Annotated in this window: 21 protein-coding genes; 19 read left to right on the top strand and 2 right to left on the bottom strand. The window is 50.4% G+C overall.

Annotated features, from left to right (window positions below):
- Positions 1-10: 10 nt before the first annotated feature.
- The 16 genes from fliS (at position 11) to NE473_RS23495 (ending at position 14501) form a co-directional block, all read left to right on the top strand.
- Positions 11-391, top strand: a complete 381-nt coding sequence (gene fliS / locus NE473_RS23570) for a flagellar export chaperone FliS (protein WP_006773586.1) — start codon at positions 11-13, stop codon at positions 389-391.
- 16 nt (positions 392-407) lie between these two features.
- A complete protein-coding gene (locus NE473_RS23565; protein WP_006773585.1) occupies positions 408-764 on the top strand; it encodes a flagellar basal body rod protein FlgB in 357 nt (118 codons plus the stop codon).
- A 12-nt stretch (positions 765-776) separates the two neighbouring features.
- Positions 777-1211 carry a flagellar basal body rod protein FlgC gene (gene flgC / locus NE473_RS23560; RefSeq protein ID WP_002605080.1) on the top strand — a complete coding sequence of 145 codons (435 nt, stop codon included), beginning with the start codon at positions 777-779 and terminating at the stop codon, positions 1209-1211.
- A 1-nt stretch (position 1212) separates the two neighbouring features.
- The gene (locus NE473_RS23555) at positions 1213-2064 is read left to right on the top strand and encodes an OmpA/MotB family protein (RefSeq protein WP_055649395.1); all 852 of its coding nucleotides are present in this window, start codon (positions 1213-1215) and stop codon (positions 2062-2064) included.
- Positions 2061-2948, top strand: coding sequence for a flagellar motor switch protein FliM (locus tag NE473_RS23550; RefSeq protein WP_055649394.1), 888 nt, complete (start codon positions 2061-2063; stop codon positions 2946-2948). The genes NE473_RS23555 and NE473_RS23550 overlap by 4 nt, the downstream gene beginning before the upstream one ends.
- 14 nt (positions 2949-2962) lie before the next feature.
- Complete coding sequence (locus NE473_RS23545; protein WP_022031803.1) at positions 2963-3919, top strand: FliM/FliN family flagellar motor switch protein; 957 nt, start codon at positions 2963-2965, stop codon at positions 3917-3919.
- Between the two features lies 1 nt (position 3920).
- On the top strand, positions 3921-4295 hold the full coding sequence (gene fliO, locus NE473_RS23540; RefSeq protein ID WP_006773580.1) for a flagellar biosynthetic protein FliO: 375 nt from the start codon (positions 3921-3923) through the stop codon (positions 4293-4295).
- Positions 4292-5071, top strand: a complete 780-nt coding sequence (gene fliP / locus NE473_RS23535; protein ID WP_006773579.1) for a flagellar type III secretion system pore protein FliP — start codon at positions 4292-4294, stop codon at positions 5069-5071. The genes fliO and fliP overlap by 4 nt, the downstream gene beginning before the upstream one ends.
- Before the next feature lie 16 nt (positions 5072-5087).
- Complete coding sequence (fliQ, locus tag NE473_RS23530; RefSeq protein ID WP_006773578.1) at positions 5088-5351, top strand: flagellar biosynthesis protein FliQ; 264 nt, start codon at positions 5088-5090, stop codon at positions 5349-5351.
- 15 nt (positions 5352-5366) lie between these two features.
- Complete coding sequence (locus tag NE473_RS23525; RefSeq protein ID WP_055649393.1) at positions 5367-6149, top strand: flagellar biosynthetic protein FliR; 783 nt, start codon at positions 5367-5369, stop codon at positions 6147-6149.
- Between the two features lie 42 nt (positions 6150-6191).
- On the top strand, positions 6192-7253 hold the full coding sequence (gene flhB / locus NE473_RS23520; protein WP_055649562.1) for a flagellar biosynthesis protein FlhB: 1062 nt from the start codon (positions 6192-6194) through the stop codon (positions 7251-7253).
- 37 nt (positions 7254-7290) lie between these two features.
- Positions 7291-8007, top strand: coding sequence for a cell division ATP-binding protein FtsE (gene ftsE, locus NE473_RS23515; protein ID WP_055649392.1), 717 nt, complete (start codon positions 7291-7293; stop codon positions 8005-8007).
- The gene (locus tag NE473_RS23510; RefSeq protein WP_055649391.1) at positions 7997-8902 is read left to right on the top strand and encodes a cell division protein FtsX; all 906 of its coding nucleotides are present in this window, start codon (positions 7997-7999) and stop codon (positions 8900-8902) included. The genes ftsE and NE473_RS23510 overlap by 11 nt, the downstream gene beginning before the upstream one ends.
- Positions 8903-9120: 218 nt before the next feature.
- Positions 9121-9780: an ABC transporter ATP-binding protein gene (locus NE473_RS23505; protein WP_055649561.1), complete on the top strand. Its 660-nt coding sequence runs from the start codon at positions 9121-9123 to the stop codon at positions 9778-9780.
- A gap of 30 nt (positions 9781-9810) precedes the next feature.
- Entirely contained in the window at positions 9811-13518 is a 3708-nt protein-coding gene (locus NE473_RS23500) for an ABC transporter permease (protein WP_055649390.1), read from the top strand.
- Between the two features lie 56 nt (positions 13519-13574).
- On the top strand, positions 13575-14501 hold the full coding sequence (locus tag NE473_RS23495; protein WP_055649389.1) for a sugar phosphate nucleotidyltransferase: 927 nt from the start codon (positions 13575-13577) through the stop codon (positions 14499-14501).
- Positions 14502-14813: 312 nt separating this feature from the next.
- Here NE473_RS23495 and NE473_RS23490 read toward each other — a convergent pair whose 3' ends face one another.
- Positions 14814-15719: a DUF2156 domain-containing protein gene (locus NE473_RS23490; RefSeq protein WP_022031794.1), complete on the bottom strand. Its 906-nt coding sequence runs from the start codon at positions 15717-15719 to the stop codon at positions 14814-14816.
- A 438-nt stretch (positions 15720-16157) separates the two neighbouring features.
- Between NE473_RS23490 and NE473_RS23485 the strand changes: the two genes are divergently transcribed.
- Positions 16158-17072 carry a hypothetical protein gene (locus NE473_RS23485; RefSeq protein ID WP_256265399.1) on the top strand — a complete coding sequence of 305 codons (915 nt, stop codon included), beginning with the start codon at positions 16158-16160 and terminating at the stop codon, positions 17070-17072.
- 569 nt (positions 17073-17641) lie between these two features.
- Here the strand turns inward: NE473_RS23485 and NE473_RS23480 are convergent.
- Positions 17642-17845: a hypothetical protein gene (locus tag NE473_RS23480; protein WP_006773629.1), complete on the bottom strand. Its 204-nt coding sequence runs from the start codon at positions 17843-17845 to the stop codon at positions 17642-17644.
- 159 nt (positions 17846-18004) lie between these two features.
- Between NE473_RS23480 and NE473_RS23475 the strand changes: the two genes are divergently transcribed.
- Positions 18005-18259, top strand: coding sequence for a helix-turn-helix domain-containing protein (locus NE473_RS23475; protein WP_055652351.1), 255 nt, complete (start codon positions 18005-18007; stop codon positions 18257-18259).
- Between the two features lie 125 nt (positions 18260-18384).
- The gene (locus tag NE473_RS23470) at positions 18385-20862 is read left to right on the top strand and encodes a hypothetical protein (RefSeq protein ID WP_055652352.1); all 2478 of its coding nucleotides are present in this window, start codon (positions 18385-18387) and stop codon (positions 20860-20862) included.
- Positions 20863-20871: the final 9 nt, after the last annotated feature.

The following is a 20871-nucleotide window of genomic DNA, read 5'->3' as shown; positions in this document are numbered from 1 at the left end:
GAGTATAATTATGCAAAACCCATATGCAAGATATAAAGAGCAGTCTGTCATGACCATGACGCAGGGCGATATGATCAATCTGCTGTTTGACGAGGTGATCAACCGGTTAAACAAAGGGCTTGTGAGCCTGGAGCAGAATGATTATGAGGGAAGCAATGCGCATTTTAAGAAGGCGCAGGCCATCGTTGCCCACCTGTCCTCCACGCTGGATCACCAGTATGAGGTGGCGGGAGGACTGGCCTCCCTTTATGAATATTTTAACTATCAGATTCTTCAGGCGAATATTAAGAAGAGCCCGGAACCGGTGGAAGAAGTGCTCCCCATGATTGCCGAGCTGAAGGAAGCGTTTTCCCAGGCGGATAAGCAGGTTCGAATGGGACACACAGGATGAGATAAGGAGTGTATCTATGCCATTATTTGAGGATGCGGCGTTTCGGGCGCTGCAGAGCGGACTGGACGCCATGTGGCTGAAGCAGCAGGTTGCCGGCCATAATATCGCCAATGTCGAGACGCCGGGATTTAAAGCGAAAAAAGTAGAATTTAAACAGGTGTTAAAAGAGGCGGCGGACGGAAGCGGTCCTGTCTATAAGGCGGTTGTCGGAACGGATAACGATACGGAGGCCAGGCCGGACGGGAACAATGTACAGGTGGAAAAAGAGGAGCTGGACTTATGGAAGGCGTATACCGAGTATTCGGCCATGACGTCCCGGATGTCGGGAAAGCTTTCCACACTTAGATATGTGATTAACAATACGGGTAAATAAAAGGAGCGGCTTATGGGGTATTTGGATTCTCTCAATATAACGGGTTCGGCCCTGACAGCGGAACGGTTCCGCACGGACATTATCCTGCAGAACCTGGCGAACCAGAATACGACAAGAACGGCAGAGGGAGGCCCCTACCGTAGAAAACAGGTGGTGCTGCGGGAAAATCAGCTGGATTTCAAGTCCGAGCTGGGCAAAGCCATGACAAAGGCAGACCGCGGCGGAGTCTATGTGGAGGAAGTGGTGGAGAGCCAGAATCCTCTCGTACCGGTCTACGATCCGGATCATCCCGACGCCAATGAGGACGGGTATGTTATGATGCCGAACGTGAACAGTGCCGAGGAGATGGTGGATTTGATGGCCGCCACCCGTGCCTATGAGGCCAATGTGACAGCACTGAACATTGCAAAAAGCATGGCATTAAAAGCCCTGGAGATTGGGAAATAACATGAAGAAACGAAGAGAAGAAGGAGGAGGTCAGGAGTGGTTAAATACCTACGCGGATATGATAACCCTTGTCCTGACCTTCTTTGTACTGCTATACAGTATTTCCAATGTAAATATCAGCAAGCTGGAAGAGATCGCGGCGGCGATGCAGCGCCAGCTGGGAATTGAATCGACCAATGACCTGGAGGATGTGCCGCAGGATCTGAAATATCCCAGTATCAGTGAGGGAGCCAGTGCTCCGGAGGGAGAAGGATCCCAGTTTAACACCGGAACCGGCGGCGGAGCGCGGTCTGCCTCCTCTCTTGCCATGGCCGATATGGCGAAGGATATCCAGTCGTATTTCCAGATGGAAAACCTGGATGCGGTTGTTTCCGACAGTGAGAACGCGGTCTATATCCGGTTTAAGAATGATCTGCTGTTTGCACCTGACAGCGCGGTCTTACAGGAGAACAGCAAATCCATGCTGGATGCCCTTGGGATCATGCTGAAGGACAGGCAGGATGAGATTATGGCGATCTATATTAACGGACACACCGCCCAGGCGGCCAATTCTCTGATCAATGACCGGCTGCTTTCTTCTGAGCGAGCCGACAATGTGGCAATCTATCTGGAGGATCACGTCGGTCTGGAGCCGAAAAAGCTGATTTGCCGCGGTTACGGCAAGTATTATCCCATCGCGGATAACAGCACGAAGGAGGGCCGTGAACTGAACCGCAGGGTGGACATGATCATTCTGGGCAACGATTATGAGGTCTCCCAGGATAACCTGGATGGGATAGAGACGATGGATCCGCTGTTTCCGGTTGACATGCCGGCGGACATGAGCGGGGGACAGGAAGGTACAGCGCAGTGATAAAGACATACGATTTTAAATCGCCCAAGAAATTTACGAAAGAGCGCATGAGCACGGTGGAAAACTTATATGACAGTTTTGCACGTGCGCTTGCACCGTATCTGACGGGATTGATGCAGTCCTACTGTGAGATAAGTGTGACGGGGATCGTGGAGAGACGGTATCAGGAATTCAGCAATTCTGTTCCTGACCGGTCTCTTTTTGGCATGATTACCCTGATCCCGGACAACAAGGATTACAATGAGGCTCCTCTGGTACTGGAAGTGGATACCAGACTGGCCTTTTTCATGATTGAACGCCTGCTCGGCGGCGCTGGCACCGAATATGAACTGAGCCGTGATTTTACGGATATCGAAAAAGCGATTCTGCAGTATTTACTTGGGAAGATAACGGAATTTATCGGCGACTCCTGGAAGGAATATCTGGATGTAGATGCGGCGCTGACCGGCCTTCAAACGAATCCTCATCTGCTTCAGGTGAGCGCCCCCGAGGACGTGGTGATACAGGTGGAGCTGGAGGTGCGGATCGATCAGCTTTCGGCAGTGTTAAATCTGGTGATGCCTGCACCTAATGTGGAGGAACTGACTTCGAAGTTCGGTTACACATACGCGGTCAGCCAGAAGAAGGATGAGGCGAAGCAGCTGGCAAAGAGAGGCTATATTGAACAGCATCTGCTGGAATCTGAGGTGGAACTGCGGGCTGTTTTCCATGAATTTTCACTGGATGCCCAGGACATTCTCCAGCTGCAGCCGGGGGATGTGGTGCCTCTCAATAAAAAAGTGGACAGCAGCATTGATATTTACGTCGAGGATATAGCCTGCTTCGAGGCCAGGCTGGGGCACACGAAGCTGCGCAAAGCGGTTGAGATTAATAAGGTATTATAGCCGGGAGGAAGAGTATGGGATATTTGGATCAGGAAGCGTTGACAGAGCTTCTGGATATGGAGGCGGTGCCTGTCTGCAATACGCTGGCTTCTCTTCTTGGCAGAAATGCCAGGGCGGCGGTGACAGAGCTTGGCGAGACAGATATGGAGACCCTGACGGAATATCTGCCCCATTTTAATGTGGTGATCGAGGCGGAGCGGACGGCTGAAGGGCTGCGGGTTCCGCAGCTGTACGTATTTGACCGGGCGGATATGTTAAAGATTTCGAATTTTATTATGGGTCTGCCGGTGAATACGGAGAGTCCCCTTGATGAGATCGCTTTAAGCACCTTAAAAGAAGTCGCGTCCCAGTGCATGGGTGCGGCCATGGAGAATCTGGGTGATTTTCTGGGGCGTGAGATGGGGGAAGTATTGACACGCGTTACGGCGTTTGACAGTGCGGAACGGATTCTGGATACGATTAGCCTGTGGGATAAAGTGCCTCATCTGCTGCTGATCCGCTTCCACCTGGAGATTGAGGGTGTTTTGTCAGCGGAGGTATTGGGCATCGCCACGGAAGAGCTTCAGGAGATTTTCGGGATTCCGGTCATGGGACAGGAGCCGGCGGCAGAGGAAGCGGTACATACGGAGGAGCTGCCTTTCAGGAAAAAAGAGAAGACGGTTGCGTTCCGGGAGGTGTCATTTCCGGAATTTAAGTATGTCCCTTTGGATAATCAGGTGGATCATATCGGTGAGGAGAGGAAAAAACTCCGGGATATTACACTTGATGTGTCGGTCAGGATTGGCGGAACGGTATGCAGTGTGAAAGATATTCTGGCGCTGCAGAAGGGACAGATTCTAACACTGGATAAACAGGCGGGATCGCCTGCGGATGTGGTGGTCAATGGAAAACTGATCGGAAAAAGCGATGTTTTAGTGACAGATGACAAGTTTGCCGCAAGAATTATTGAGATAATCGGCAAGAGGGATTAATATGGCGGTTCTTAAAGTGTTATTTTATCTGATTGTACTGATACTGGTCCTTATTCTGGCATACGTGACGACAAGGATGCTGGGAAGAGGAATGAATGGAAGACAGCAGTCCGGCGATATGAAGATTCTGGACCGTCTGGCCGTGGGGCGGGACAGCTATCTGATGATTGTTGATGTTCAGGGACGGATTCTGCTTGTGGGAGTATCTCCGGCCGGTATCACCAGACTGGAGGAACTGGAAACTTATGAGAGAAAGAGTCCGGCGGAGGTTTCGCCGGACTTTGCGTCTGTATTTACGGAACAGCTCAAAACACTGGTCAAAAAAGATGGGCGGCAGCAGGACGAACGACAGAAGAAAAACGGGAGAGATCTATGATGAAGGGGATAAGGAAAATTGCCGGGGGCGTACTTGGCCTGGCGGCGTTTATCAGGGTGTCCGCTGCATGCGGACAGATCGCGTTTGCATCGGACATTTCTCTGACACTGGAGGGAAGCTCCGGAAGCGGAAAGCCCATGGACATGCTGGATATCATGTTCCTGTTTCTGTTTCTTGCCGTAGTGCCATCGCTGCTGATTATGATGACAAGTTTTACACGGATTGTCATTGTTCTGTCATTTCTGCGCAATGCACTGGGGACGCAGCAGTCCCCGCCCAACCAGGTGATGATCGGACTGGCGCTGTTTCTGACACTGTTTATCATGAGTCCGGTGTTTGCCAAAGTGAATACACAGGCGTACGAACCCTATAAAGCGGGAGCAATCACGAGGGAAGAGGCGTTTACCAGGGCGCAGGAGCCCATGAAAGAGTTTATGTTAAAACAGACAGAGAAGAAGAGTCTGGATTTATTTCTTTCCATCTCAAAGACGGAGGTTCCTGATGTATCGGGGGGACCGGAAGGCTATATGAAGCTGGGCTTGACAGTGCTGGTTCCGTCTTTTATTTTGAGTGAGCTTAATAAGGCGTTTACGATGGGATTTCTGATCTATATCCCGTTTCTGATTATCGATCTGGTGGTGTCCAGCACGCTGATGTCCATGGGAATGGTGATGCTGCCTCCTACCATGATCGCGCTGCCATTTAAGATTATGATGTTTGTTCTGGTAGATGGCTGGAGTCTTGTGATTAAGACGCTGGTTACCGGATTCCGATGACGAGGGGGTACATAGTATGACTGCAGACCAGGTAATGGAAGTGATGAAGGAAGCCATGATGGTTGCATTTGAAATAGCGGGACCGCTGTTGATCATCAGTATTGTCGTGGGGCTGATCGTAGCGATCTTTCAGGCGGCGACGCAGATTCATGAACAGACTCTTACGTTCGTCCCGAAGCTGCTGGTGATTGCGCTGGTGCTTTTGGCGCTGGGATCCTGGATGTTTAAGGTGATGGATGAGTTTGTGGTGGAGCTGTTTGCGATTATGGCATCGCTTTAACACGGGGAATATGTGATGGATAGCGGCGTTTTAGAGTATTTTGATGTGTTTTTGTTGGTGTTTGCGCGGATGGGAGGACTGATCTTTGTTCATCCGGTGTTTGCCAGGAGGGGAATTCCCGCCATGGTGAAGACAGGGCTGGTGCTGACGCTCAGCCTGGTGATCGCGCCGACAGCGGTCCAGGGCAGCGCCGCCATACAGGCCTACAGTACCTTTCAGATGGCGGAGGCACTGATGCGCGAGGTGATCATGGGGCTGGTGATCGGAAGCGTGTTTCAGCTGTTTTTCTATATGATCTATGCAGCGGGAGATTTGATGGACACGGTGTTCGGGCTGTCCATGGGCAAGATCATGGATCCGGCAGGAGGCGTACAGACCGCGATTCTGGGACAGTTTATTCATGTCTTCTTTTTCCTGTATTTCTTTGCGACCGGCTGCCATCTTCTGACGGTGAAGCTGTTTGCCTATACGTACGAGATGATACCCGTGGGAGCCGCCAGGCTGGTGACTCAGGATATTGCCTGGTATCTTGTGAGCATATTCGGCAGTGTCTTTTTAATGGTGATCAAGCTGGCTCTGCCGTTTGTGGCGGCAGAGTTTGTGCTGGAGGTATCCATGGGCGTGCTTATGAAGCTGATTCCCCAGATTCATGTATTTGTGATTAATATCCAGTCGAAGATTCTGCTGGGTATTTTATTGATGATGCTGTTTGCGCGTCCCATCGGGGCGTTTATCGACTCCTATTTCGGAATGATGATGAGCGAGGTACAAAAGGTCATGATGATGTTTGCATCATAGACGCTTAAGGGTTTAGTCTGCAGACAGAAGGGAGTGATGAGCGTGGCGGCAGATGAAAAGACCGAGAAAGCCACACCGAAACGACGGCAGGACGAACGGAAAAAAGGAAATGTGTTTCAGAGCAGCGACGTAATTGCCGTCTGCTCTCTTCTGGTGCTGTTTAATTCCTTAAACGCTCTGGCACCCATGATATACCGAACGCTGAAGGCGTCCATGGAACTGTTCTTTTCTTATGCCGCTTCGACGGAGCCATTGACAGCGGAGGATTTGCCGGACAAGCTGTTAAAAGCCATGTTCCTGTTTGGGCAGGCGGCTCTGCCGCTGCTTTTTATCGGGGTGGCGGTGGCGGTTGTCACGACATTCTTTCAGACACGACTGTCGTTCTCTGCGGATGTCATGAAATTTAAAATGGACCGGATCAGCCTTTTAAAGGGCTTTAAGCGGATGTTTTCTATCCGCTCGGTGGTGGAACTCTTAAAAGCGCTGATTAAGATTACCATCCTGGCCTGGGTGATCTACAGTTACATAAAGGGGAGAATCCACGAGTTTGCACGTCTGATGGATGGTACGGTACAGGCGGCTTTTGTGTATGTCGGGGACACTGCGGTGTCGCTGGTGAACACGGTGGGGGCCGCCTTTATTTTTCTGGCTGCGTTTGACTATCTCTACCAGTGGTGGGAGTATGAGAAGAATCTGCGCATGAGTAAACAGGAAATCAAGGACGAGTATAAGCAGACAGAGGGCGATCCGCAGATCAAAGGACGGATCAGGGAGAAACAGCGCCAGATGGCGTCCATGCGTATGATGCAGAATGTCCCGAAGGCAGATGTGATCATCAGAAATCCCACCCATTTTGCGGTAGCCCTTGGATATGATTCCAATGCCAACCGGGCTCCGGTGGTTCTTGCGAAAGGCGCCGATCATCTGGCGCTTAAGATCGTAGAGGTGGGAGAGGCCAACGGGGTCTATATTATGGAGGACAAACCTCTGGCAAGAGGGCTGTATGCCAGCGTTGAGGTGGATATGGAGATTCCGGAGGAATTCTATCAGACGGTGGCAAAGGTGCTTGCTTTTGTTTATAAGCTGAAGAAGAAAGACATCTGATCCCGAAGAAAGACTGTTTATTTCGTGGATAACTGCGATGGAAAAGGGGAGTACTGTGGATAACACTATGATTTCATTTGACAGAGTGACAAAGACATACGGAACGGGGCAAAAAGCGCTTGATGACGTGAGCCTGCAGATAGAAAAAGGGGAATTCGTCTTCCTTGTGGGGAACAGCGGGGCGGGAAAGACGACGCTTCTGGAACTGATTCTGCGGGAGACGGAGGCGGATCAGGGAAATATTGTGGTGAACGGCATTGATTTGAGGCAGCTGAAGGAACGGCAGGTCTGCCGTTACCGCCGGTATATTGGTATGGTATTTCAGGATTTCTGCCTGTTTCCCGATTTTACTGTCTATGAAAATGTGGCGTTTGCCCAGCGTGTCGTCGAGGCAGACCATAAACGGATGCGCAGCCGGGTGATGGAGGTTCTGGGACAGGTGGGGCTGGAGAAAAAAGCAGGCTGTTATCCGGGGCAGCTCTCCGGCGGAGAAAAACAGCGGACGGCATTGGCCCGTGCGGTGGTAAACCAGCCGGTACTTCTGCTGGCTGATGAACCTACGGGGAATCTGGATCAGAAGAATGCCGAAGAGATTATGCGCCTGCTGGAGAAGATTAACCGTCAGGGCACGACTGTGCTTGTGGTATCCCATAATCAGGAGCTGGTGAAGTACATGCACAGGCGTCAGATTGCGCTGAGGTATGGAAAGGTGATTAAGGACAGCAGCAGGGGAGGTCTGATGTATGGCTGTTAGGACATGGCTGTATTTATGCCGGCTTGGATTTAAAAATCTGTGGCATAACAAGGTGTACACGGCGGCATCCGTCCTTACCATGGCGGCGTGTATTTTTCTGTTTGGCATTTTTTATATTGCTGTTTTAAATCTGGACGGTGTGCTTACGAAGACGGAGGAAGATGTCTATGTGGCGGTATTCTTTGAGGAAACGGCAGCCCCCGAACGGGTGGAGGAGATCGGAAATTTAATCCGTGAGAGACCGGAGGTTGAGCGAACAGTTTATACCTCTGCAGATGACGCCTGGGAAGGATTTCGGAATGATTATTTTGAAGACGGGGAACTGTTAGATGGAGTCTTTGACGGGGATAACCCGCTGGCGGCGTCCAATCACTATCAGGTCTATGTCAAAGGAATCGAGCAGCAGGAGGGCTTCGTGGAGTATGTGAAGGGGCTGGAAGGGGTCCGCAAGGTGACACATTCGGCGGATACGGTGCGTGCGCTGCTTCGTATCAAGACGGTGATATCGAGACTGACTGCGGGGAGTGCGGCGATTCTGCTTCTGATTTCCATTCTGCTGATTCACAACACTCTTTCTGTCGGTATTGAATCTCAGAAGGGGAAGACCCGGGTTATGCGGCTGATGGGGGCCAGGGAGGAATTTATCAGTGTTCCCTTTCTGGTGGAGGGACTCGTTATGGGGCTTGCAGGAATGTGCATTCCCCTTCTGCTCCTGCTGGCGGGGTACCGCTGGGGGCTGGAGCTGGTGGCAGCAGGGCTCAGTCTGTCCGGCGGCACCGTGAGTCTGCTGCCGCCGGCGGAGGTATTTCCGAAACTGACGGCTGCATCTGTGATTCTGGGGCTGGTGACGGGAGTTGCGGGTGGCTGGTCTGTCATGGGAAAATTGAAGAAGTAATATCCCAATCCGGTGAAAAAAGGGTTAAGGCCTGGTGAATTAAGATGGATATACTTGAATCTGATGTCATATTAAAATATAATAAAAGAAGAAAGATATGAGTGAAATCGCATCTCAGAATAAGAACGCGGCAGCGAATGTGACCGATAAAATGTAAGTGAGAAAGGCGGTGCTTTTTGGCATTTGTTGAACTTAAGGAGGTAAGAAAAAGTTACCATATGGGCGAGATTACCATTCATGCGGTGGACGGAATCAGCTTTGCCATCGAGAAGGGCGAATTCGTGGTGATCGTGGGGCCCAGCGGGGCGGGAAAGACTACGGTATTAAATATTCTGGGAGGGATGGACACTGCTACCTCAGGGGAAATCCTGGTGGACGGCGTCAACATTGCTTCGTACCCGGAGAAAAAGCTGACGGGGTACCGGAGAAATGATATCGGCTTTGTATTTCAGTTTTATAATCTGTTACAGAACTTGACAGCTCTGGAAAATGTGGAGCTGGCGCTTCAGATCTGCAAAAATCCCCTCGACGCGGAGCGGGTTCTGATCGATGTGGGACTGGGGGAGAGACTTAACAACTTTCCTGCGCAGCTTTCGGGCGGGGAGCAGCAGCGGGTGTCCATCGCCAGGGCGCTGGCGAAAAATCCCAAACTGCTGCTCTGTGATGAGCCCACGGGAGCGCTGGATTATCAGACCGGAAAGGCTATTTTGAAACTGCTTCAGGATACGTGCAGGGAGAAGAAGATGACGGTGATCGTGATCACTCACAACTCGGCGCTGGCACCGATGGCGGACCGGGTAATACAGATTAAGAACGGGAAGACGGCAAGTATTGTGCTGAACGAAAAACCGCTTCCGGTGGAGAAGATCGAGTGGTAAGTGGAATGCCTCAGATCGGATGGTGTTTGTATGAAGAATGCAAAACGCAAAGACTTTATGGTGGAAATAGGGCGCAGCATGAACCGGTTTTTATCGATTCTTTTTATTGTCGCGCTCGGAGTCGCGTTTTTTGCCGGCATTCGTTCTACAAGGCCGGACATGGAGCTCTCTGCTGATGTTTACTATGATGATACAAATTTAATGGATATCCGTATTGTCGGCACCCTGGGTCTGACAGAGGATGATGTGGAGGCGGTGCGCCAGCTCCCGGAGACAGAGCATGCGGAAGGCGCCTATACCACGGATGTGCTCTGTGAAAGCCCGGACCGGGAGCAGACCGTACGGATTTTTTCGATGAGCGGGCAGATTAACCAGTTTACGCTGCTGGACGGCCGTATGCCGGAGCGGGCAGGGGAATGTCTGATGGACCGGGGAAAGGCTTATAAAGGCCAGTTTGAACTGGGGGATACGGTGAAAGTCTGTTCCGGTACGGCTGAGGAACTCTCTGACACGCTGAAGTGTGATACTTTTACGATTGTGGGCATCGGTATGTCCTCCCGGTACCTGTCGCTGGAGCGGGGGACGACGACGATTGGGAATGGGAGTCTCGATACCTTTATGGCCGTGACGCCCGATAATTTCAGCATGGATGTATTTACGGACATCTATGTCCAGACGAAACAGGGAAAATCCTTTCTGTCCTATTCCGATGAGTACCAGGACTATATCGATCTTGTAACGAAAGAGATTGAGGATACGCTTTCCGAACAGCGGTCCGCGATACGGTACCGCGATGTGACAGACGAGGCGAACAGAGCGTTAAATGACGCCAGAAGGGAACTGACGGAAAAGACGGCGGAGACCGACCGGAAGCTGGATGATGCGGCCCGGCAGATTGCAGATGCACAGAAGAAAATCGACGAGGGAAAGGACGATATTAAAAAGGGCCGTGCGGATCTGGAAAAAGGGAAAACTGATTTAGAAAATGCCAAAAACGATCTGGAAGACGGAAAACGGACATTGGCGGAAAAGGAACAGGAGTTAGCGGACGCTAAGGTAACGCTGGCGGAGAAAGAACAGGAACTGGAAGACGGGAAAGTGACACTGGCGGAAAAGGAGCAGGAGCTGGAGGACGCCAAAAAGGAAGTTGCGGACAAGGAAAAAGAGCTGGAGGATGCCCGTAAAAAATTCGACGAGGAGCTGCCGGGGGCCCGTATGGAGCTGGATGACGGATGGCTGGAATACGAGATTGGGCTGGAAGAATACGAAGATGGAAAGGCGGAGCTGGAGGAACAGCAGGAAACCCTGAAGGAGGGCTGGAAAGAGTACCGGAAAAATGCGCCGGAGGTGGAACGGAATTTAAAGAAAGCCTTAAACGGGCTGATCGCCATGGGGGTTCCTCTGGATATCACGCCTTCTGAAATCAGCCGTATCCAGGTGGAGGAATTTGAGATTGACGCGTATGCACCCTGGCTGGAGATGATACCGGGCGGTGAGGGGGCAATGCTGGTGGAGGGGGTACATACGCTGCAGGCCTCCTATCAGGAGCTGACTTACGGTGATGCGGCCGTGAAAGAGGGAAAAAAGGAACTGGCTAAGGCAAAAAGAGAACTGGCAAAAGGAAAAAAGAAGCTGGACCAGGGAGAAATGAAGCTTAAAAATGCCAGGCGTAAACTGGATGAGGGAGAAGAGCAGCTGGCGGATGCCAGACAGAAAATCATCGATGGTGAGCAGAAGGTAGAGGATGCGAAGCAGAATATCGTGGATGGCGAGGCAAAGATTGCAGATGCCCACCGGGATATTGCCGATGGGGAAGAAAAGATTGCAGATGCCCACCGGGACATTGCCGACGGCGAGGCGAAGATTCCGAAGGCGGAGAAGGACATTGCGAAAGGGGAGGCGGATATTGAGGAAGCGCAGAAGAAGCTGAATGATGGCGAGGCGGACTTGGAGGAGGCGAAGGGCAAATACGAGGATTCCAGGCGTGAGGCGGAAGAGAAGATCGCGGACGCCGGAAAGAAGATTGACGACGCTCAGAAAGAAATTGATGACATTAAGGAGCCGGAGTGGTACGTTCTGGACAGAAATTCCATCCAGACTTATGTGGAGTTCGGAAGCGACGCAGAACGCATCGGCGCGATCGGAAAGGTATTTCCGTTTATATTTTTCCTGGTGGCGGCTCTTGTCAGCCTTACTACCATGACACGTATGGTCGAGGAACAGCGTCTGCAGATCGGAACATTAAAGGCGCTGGGGTACGGGAAATGGAGTATTGCCTCCAAATATATTGGCTACGCCCTGGCCGCTACCCTGGCCGGAAGTATTCTGGGAGCGGCAGCGGGGGAAAAGCTGCTTCCCTATGTGATTATGACTGCGTACTTTATTCTGTATGAGAACCTTCCGGTGATGCTGACCCCGTTCAACCTCCATTACGCGCTTCTGGCCTCCGGCCTGGCGCTGGCGTGTACAGTTCTGGCTACCGTATTTTCCAGTTACCGGGAGCTTTTGTCGTCACCGGCTGCGCTGATGCGGCCTGTTCCTCCAAAGCAGGGGAAACGGGTGCTGCTGGAATACGTGACTCCGCTGTGGAGGCAGCTTACGTTTATCCAGAAGGCCACGGTGCGCAATTTGTTCCGCTATAAAAAACGGTGTCTGATGACGATATTCGGAACCGGCGGCTGTATGGCGCTGCTCCTCGTTGGCTTCGGCCTGAATGACTCCATATCCACACTGGGAGAAAAACAGTATAACGATATCTGGACGTACGATGTGCTGGTACAGACTGACGACGAGGCAGATGAGGCGGAGCAGGAGAAGCTCCGGTCCTTTGTATCACAGGGAGATGTGTCGGCGTGGCTCCGGGTGGAGGAAACGATTCTGGATGTGTCGGCGGGTGATGTGACGAAGGAAGCCTATCTGTTTGTACCGGAAAATCTGGATGAGGTGAACCGGTTTGTTCACCTGCGCAGCAGGGAAAGCAGAGAGCCGTATGTTCTGGCTGACGACCACGTGCTGGTTACGGAGAAAATGGCGGGACTGCTGGATGTGAAGGTGGGAGATACCATTTTCTTAAAGGAGGATGAAGGAACTCATCATCCGGTGGTGGTGGGAGGAATTGCGGAGAATTATCTTCACCATTACGTGTATATGACACCGGCTCTGTATGAAAAGGTCTATGGAGAGGCGCCTGAGTATAACACAATGTTTCTCAATTTAAAGGATTTGAATGAGGAGACACAGAACCGGCTGGGAACGGAACTGCTGTCCTTTGATTCCGTGATGGCGGTGACCTTTATCGGTACCATGCGGGGGCAGATAAACGACATGCTGGACAGCTTAAATGTGGTCATCTGGGTGCTTATCATCTCGGCGGGACTGCTGGCCTTTGTGGTGCTCTATAACCTGAACAATATCAACATCAACGAACGCCAGAGGGAGCTTGCAACCATGAAGGTGCTGGGCTTCTATAATCCGGAACTGGCCGCCTATGTATACCGGGAAAATATTATGCTGACAATACTGGGCAGCATGGTGGGAATCGTCATGGGGTATTTCCTGCACAGATACGTCATGACTACCGTAGAAGTGGATATGCTGATGTTCGGAAGGCAGATCAGGCCCGTAAGCTACGCGTACAGCGTTTTGATGACGTATGCGTTTTCCGCGTTTGTCAACCTTGCCATGTATGATAAGCTGAAGGGAATTGATATGGTGGAGTCGCTTAAGAGTGTGGAATAATCGGTTTTTTTGTGTTATACTAGGGGCACTTAATAAAAAAACAGAGGAGAAGCATTATGAAGAATACGGCATTAGTGATTATGGCGGCAGGTATCGGAAGCAGGTTTGGCGGTGGAATCAAGCAGCTGGAACCGGTAGGACCCAGTGGTGAGATCATCATGGACTATTCGATTCATGACGCGCTGGAGGCCGGATTTAACAAGATCGTGTTCATTATCCGGAAGGATCTGGAAAAGGATTTTAAGGAGATCATCGGGCGTCGTATCGAGAAGATTGCTCCGGTTGAGTACGCATTTCAGGAGCTTACAGATCTCCCGGAAGGCTATGAGAAGCCGGCGGACAGGACGAAGCCATGGGGAACCGGCCAGGCGATCCTGTGTGCGAAGCAGGTGATTCATGAACCGTTTATCGTTATCAATGCGGATGATTACTATGGCAAAGAGGGATTTAAGAAGATTCACGAGTATATGGTGAATGAGATGGATACGGAATCGGACGTGTTCGACATCTGTATGGGCGGATTTATCCTGGGCAATACGTTGAGCGAAAATGGCGGTGTTACCAGGGGCGTATGCCGGGTGGATGAGAACGGCGTGCTGATAGACGTCACTGAGACGTATGAGCTTCAGAGGGACAAGGAGGTGGCGAGAGGCCGTGACGATGACGGCAATCCGGTGGAAGTGCCGATCGGCCAGCATGTATCCATGAACATGTGGGGAATTGCGCCTTCATTTTTAGAGGAGCTGGAGAGAGGGTTCCCTGAGTTTTTAGACAGTCTGAAGGAAGGAGATATCAAGACAGAGTACCTGCTTCCAAGGATTATCGACCGCCTTGTACGCACAGAGCGTGCACGGGTGACGGTTCTGGAGACGCCGGACAAGTGGTTTGGCGTTACTTACCGGGAAGATAAGCCGGCGGTAGCGGCGGCGATTAAGGAACTGGTGGCAGACGGAGTTTATCCGGAGAAGCTGTTCGAAGATTAAGAGGATAGAACGGGTGTGGCAGGAAACGGATTTTGTAAACCGGTATCTGGAGAGCAAAATTCATTTCCTGCCACACCCGTTTTTTATGGGTAGCGTTATAGGCAGCCTTTGTGACCAGTCTCTGAGAGTGGCTTAACGGTTTTGGTCTGTGTTGTTTAGGATACTGCAGTTCCGCCAGAGGGCGCTTCTGTTTGAGAACTGCAGCTATTATAAGGAGTATCAGGAGCTTCTGACTGATTATACAAAAAAATCAGGCAGTTGGCGCAGCAATCCTGATCGTGACAGCGGGGAAATCCGCCGGCGGAAATCATGTTACCGCTGGCGGATTCTGTATTTACGCGCAAAATCTATGGGGCAGTAGGACAGCTTGGCCTGTCTGAGACCCGGGTCACCTAAGTCATCCTCGCGGTTTACAAGGACCGCGTCAGGAAATTCGTGAATGAGAAACTGCTGGTTGATGAACTGATACAGCCCTTTTATCTCAGGATTGGCTTTTTCAATGTGTATGACGGCCATCTGCTCCAGAGGGTTGTAGCTGCCAATCGTAAATGCTTCCAGACTGCCATCGATATAAATACCTGCCATGGTAATGTCGAGGAGGGAGCAGCAGCGCAGAATCTCGTGAATTCCCAGGATTTCATGCTCCAGCTGGCCTTCCATACGCTCTTCTCTGGCGAGACCCCAGCGTGCGAGGAAACTCTTGATTTCCGGACCGTCCGCACAGGACAGTCTGCGGTATTCGAAACGGCCTTCCCAGCTCTTTACGAAGGAGTTGACCAGATTTTTCTTTTTATGCAGCTTTCTGCCGGCCAGAGAGCGAAGGGCGTCTCCGGAGTATAAGTAGTCCCGGGCATCCTCCAGTTCTTCGATCTCAAATTCATCCTGCGGCAGATTTAAGAGGCGGACTGCGGCTTCATCTGCCAGAAATATATTCAGCTTTAATCCCAGGATTCGGTTAAAATAATCCTTCAGCACGTCAAAGGAGTGGGGCAGATCAGCCGCCTGGCAGATGGGAAGAGCTGCGTACTCCTTTCCGTCGGCAGTGATACGAAGGAATATGTTGTTTTCAGCGCCGATCGCATAGCGCACCTGATAGTAATCCTTCCAGAGGAAGAGGCCTAAGAAGACGCTGTCACAGGTTTTGTTTTCTCTGAATGTAAAATGGGGTGCCAGTGTTTTCAGTGCGTCAGAGTCTAAATCTTTAAATTGCAGTTCCATATATTGCCTCACTTTATCTTTCAATGTTTTTCTATCCCCCTATTATTTCCAGATAAGGCCTTCGCCATTCCCGGAATTATAATAAGAGGCTGTTTACTGGGGTAATCCACGGTAAAGGATGTCCGTATACGGGAATTACACGTAAAAATTTTATTATGATGAAAAAATATTACAAAAATTCATTATAGGATAAAAATGTAATAAAATCTACCCTTTTTCGTATATCCGCGCGGCAGGCATACGGATATTATATAGTGGACAGAGGAGGGGCTGCTTAAATGAACGGTACTTCTGGTTCCGGTTGAATGACTTCAGGGGCCGTATGAAAATACTGGAAGACAGATAAAATAAAGGGAAAAAGTCCTGTTTCTCATCACATCCAACTGAAACGTGCATAAGATGATTATGTATAGAAAGAAGCAGGGAGTGATAACCGCTGTGCAGGATAATTTAGAGCATACTTATGGAAACAGCTTCCAGGTTCTGGAACCGTATATGTTGTATGGAGACAGAAGTACTGTGGAGGATCTGCCGAAGATGCAGAGGGAACATATGGTACAGGATTTAGAGTATCTGCAGGGAATGTATCCGGGACATATGAAGCGGATTCAGGAATATGTGATGGCAGCCTGCGATCGTCTGGATTATAAAAACAGTCCGATGTATGATGAATTTCCGGACCGCATTATGGTGAATCAGGTGTGCGATTCCGTAAGCCGGCAGATTCTGGAAGATGGAGTGGTGAACGGATCGGAGCTTGGACTGCAGAATACGCCGGAACAGACAGGAGAAGAAACTGCGGAAACTGTAGAAGAGGTGGAAGAAGTAGAGGTGTACGAGGTAAACAGCGTCAATACGCAGGATGCAGATTGGAGAATGCAGCAGGTGGTGTCGCAGAACCCGCCCGCATGGGGCCCGCCGCCAGGCCAGAGGCCGCCTCAAGGTCCGCCGCCGTGGGGGCCGCCGCCACGTCCGCAGCCGCCGCCGCCGCGCCCCCCGCAGCCGCAGCCGCCGCGCCCCCCGCAGCCGCCGCGCCCGGAACCACCGCGTCCACCGCAGCCGCCGCGCCCGCCGCAACCACCGCGTCCCCCGCAGCCGCCGCGCCCGCCGCACCCCCCGCGCCCGCCGCAACCCCCGCGTCCACCGCAACCCCCGCGTCCACCGCAGCCGCAGCCACCACGCCCACCGCAGCCACCGTGGGGGCCGCCGCCATGGGGACCACCGCCTCGTCCACAGCCGCAGCCCCCGCGTCCGCCTCAGAATCCGGGAAATAACTGGCTGAATGATATTGTTAAGATTCTGCTTTTAAATGAGATGCATCGCAGACGGTGCCGTTCAGGCATCTGTTTCTAGATATCCTTTAAAATGGCATTATAATAGAATATCCGGAGACGGCAGCCTGCAGATAACAGATTAGGCATTAAAGAAAAAAGCCGTATATATATGGCCCGGGATTTCCTTTTCATTACAGGATATCCCAGGCCATATTTCATGTCTGTTTGTCCATTTATGCCCTCAAAACGGCATTGGGGAAGTCAAGTTCATATGATGTGTAAATCAAATTGAGCGGAGGCGGATAGAACGGGAGCCGGTTTCTTACCGGGTTTCAGAAGATATGGTATCTTGTGACGACTGTGTGCTCATAAACAGCCATGTTGGAAGCACCAAATTTTTCCAAATAAAATATACAGTTTTACATAAAACTGATAAAATAAAACATTAGAAACTTAAAAACTTGATATAACTCTTTTCCGTAGTAAAGAGCAGCAAAAAAGCACATGCGCCGTAAGAAGCCGTGTGTGGCGACTGCCCTCTGAAACCGAAAGCAGATGTGTCAGCCGCAGGCATTCAAGCGATCGTATACAATACGGATCATGTGATGTGAAATGTTTTATGTATAAAACAGCAGTTAATGACAACTTTTATGATCTGCCAAATCTTTTTCTTAATTCTTCCCTGATTTGTGGTACGATGTTTCTTTTTTTCATCTCCGCAATTATTTTTTCGAATTCACCTTTGGGAGCAGGCGGTATTGCGGTGTCACAGTACCCGTCCACGCGATCAAATTCCTGCATCAGCTCCCTCTCCTCTTTTGGTGTGAGTTCTCCCGTTTTTTTTCTTATCATGCTGTATCAATCCTTTCTATATCACTAATATATTACATAAACGGACAAAATATGACTGGATTAAAATAGTAAATGAATAATGCTCCGTATATAGAGCAATTATAGAACCTGGATAAGATAGAATCAATTGAAAATGTTCGTTATAAGGAGCAAAACAGGATGGAGCAGAAGATTAAGCAGGATATGGTAATTGGCTACAATATCAGAAGATTAAGGAAACGGACGGGTCTCACGCAGGAACAGACGGTGGCGAAAATGCAGTTGATGGAATGCAACATAACAAGGGGGAATTATGCAAAAATTGAGGTCGGGCTGTCAAACATCAGGGCTACGGAAATGATGGCATTAAAACGGATTTTCGGGGTGGATTACGGTGAATTTTTCGTACCTGTCCCAGAAGAACGAAAAACGTGATGCTGCCGGAAAATGTCAGCTTTATCCCCCTTCCGGGCCGCAGATTAATAAACTTTTAAGTTGTAGTTTTGTTGGATATTGTATAGAATAAAAGGGAAACATAGGGAAAATAGAGGAAGTCTGACATGAAACGATTAGGAAAAAAGATAGGAATACTATTTATTATATTTATTGCGGCCATTGCAATCTACTTTGTATGGAACCAGAAACGAACGGAAAAACCGGATTCCATTGTGTATACTGCCATGGATGAAGCGGCTCTTCCGGTGGTCTCAGCCACCATGTACGGGAGAGACGTTAATTTTCTGCACGGTTATACGCAGGATATGAAGCAGGCGGCGGCGAGAGATTCGCTTACCGTTCTCCCGCCTGACCGCGCGCTGAATATACGGATCGCGGATTATGACGGCAGTATACGCGGGATCAGCTACGAGGTGAGAAGCTTAAACCTGGAGCGTCTCGTGGAACGCACGAGTCTGACGGAATGGGATACGGCGGATGGGAATACGACTGCTGTTCTGCCGATACAGAATCTCCTTTCCAAGGACAGGGAGTATTTACTGATTCTCTCTCTGGATACGGCGGAGCGGGGAGAGGTACGTTATTATACCCGGATTCTGTGGACGGATAATGAAAATGCTAAAGAGATGATTGATTTTGCCGTGAATTTCACCACGAAAACCTTTGACTATGACCAGGCGAGAGAACTGACGACTTATCTGGAGACGAATGCATCCGAGGACAACAGCTCCCTGGGACACGTGACCATACGGTCCAGTTTTTCCCAGCTTACGTGGGCCGGTTTAGATGTAAAGCCTGTGGGTGATATCCGTGTAACGCTGAAGGATCTGGACGGAATCATGTGTAATGTCCGCCTGGATTATCAGATAACGCGAACTGCGGACAACGGCATGAATGAACTCTACGAGGTGGAAGACGATTTCACCATGAAATGGGACAGCAAGCGCATTTATCTGATGGATTTTGAGCGCAGTACCAACCAGATCTTTTCCGGCCAGCGCGATCTGTTTTCCGGAAAGCGCATTATGCTCGGGATTATGAATGATAACGAGGTAAGAACGAAAGCAAGCCCGGATGGCCGCCACATTGCGTATGTGGTCAATCGAGATTTGTGGTCTTATGACCAGTCTTCCGAAAAGGCAGTCAAGATCTTTTCCTTCCGCAGCGGCGATGAAGATGAGATCCGGAACAGTTATGACCAGCATGATATCAGGATTCTGTCCATCGGCGATAACGGTGACGTGAATTTTATCGTATACGGTTATATGAACCGCGGCATACACGAGGGGGCCATGGGAATTGCCATGTACCAGTACACCAGTGATGAGAACGCCATCAACGAAAAATTCTTTACACCGGTAACGCAGTCGTTCGAGATGCTGAAAGGCGATATTGATAAGCTGGCTCATCTGGGGAGCAATGGGATGCTGTATATGATGGCGGATCACGCCGTATACGGTATCGATTTAAACAGCAACGAGTACATGGTTCTGGCAGATTCCCTTACAGAGGGGAGTTTCGCGGTAAGCAGAAGCGAACGGCGTTTTGCATGGCAGGAGGGAAATGATCCCTACGGTTCCCGGGTGATTCATCTGATGGACTTAGACACGGGAAGCAAGAAGGAGATTACCGGGGAAGACGGCAGTCTCTGCCGGCCTCTGGGCTTCGTAGGAGATGATTTTATCTACGGTCTGGCGAGAGAAGGCGACATGTGGATTGAAAACGGACGAGTGAAGGATGCCCCCATGTACCGTCTGGAGATCATGGACGATACGGGCGCAATCGTCAACCGGTACGAATATCCCGACACCTATATTGCCGATGTGGAAGTGGAGGAGAACCGGATCCGTCTGACGAAGATTGCCAGAACCGGGGATCAGACCTATACGGAGTTAAAAGATGATATTATTGTTTGCAATGAAGCGCTGAAGGAAGATCCTTTAAAGGGAATCGGCTGGTATGCCTCCGAAGACCGGAGAAAGCTGTATTTTGTTCAGCTCGATAAGGAGGCCGCTTCTCACGATGTGAAAGTTTCCGTGCCTAAGAAGATGGCGTATGAGTCCTCCGAGGTGGTGGAGCTAAAGTCTGCCACCGGAATCACGGAAAATCTGTTTTACGCCTATGGCGGCGGCCATTATCTGGGAAGCAGCAGAAGCTTTACGGAAGCGCTCAATCTGGCATACGACAAGATGGGAGTGGTGACGGATGAAAACCAGGAGATCGTATGGAACCGTGTCAACCGTCTGCCTGCCCGCAATATCAAGGATCCGGAGAACAAGGGGGCACTTTTAATCCGGCATATGGAAGAATTCAGCGGAAGTAAGAACTATGATGATGGGATTTTGATGCTGGATGCCCGCGGATGTATTTTAAATCAGGTTCTGTACTTTATCAGCAAGGGATGTCCCGTGGCTGTGTATACGGAAAACGGCGGTTACGAGCTGATTGCCGGATACGATCAGTACAATGTAACCATTTTTAATCCGGAGACAAAAGAAGCCCGTAAAATGGGCTTAAACGACGCCTCTCAGTATTTTTCCAGTGTCGGAAATGACTTCGTCTGCGGCGTATTTACGGAATAAGAAAGTGCG

This window comes from Hungatella sp. SL.1.14 (genome assembly GCF_024460495.1).
GTDB lineage: Bacteria > Bacillota > Clostridia > Lachnospirales > Lachnospiraceae > Hungatella > Hungatella hathewayi.
The sequence above is the reverse complement of the archived record's forward strand: the minus strand, read 5'-3'. Positions and strand labels throughout refer to the sequence as shown.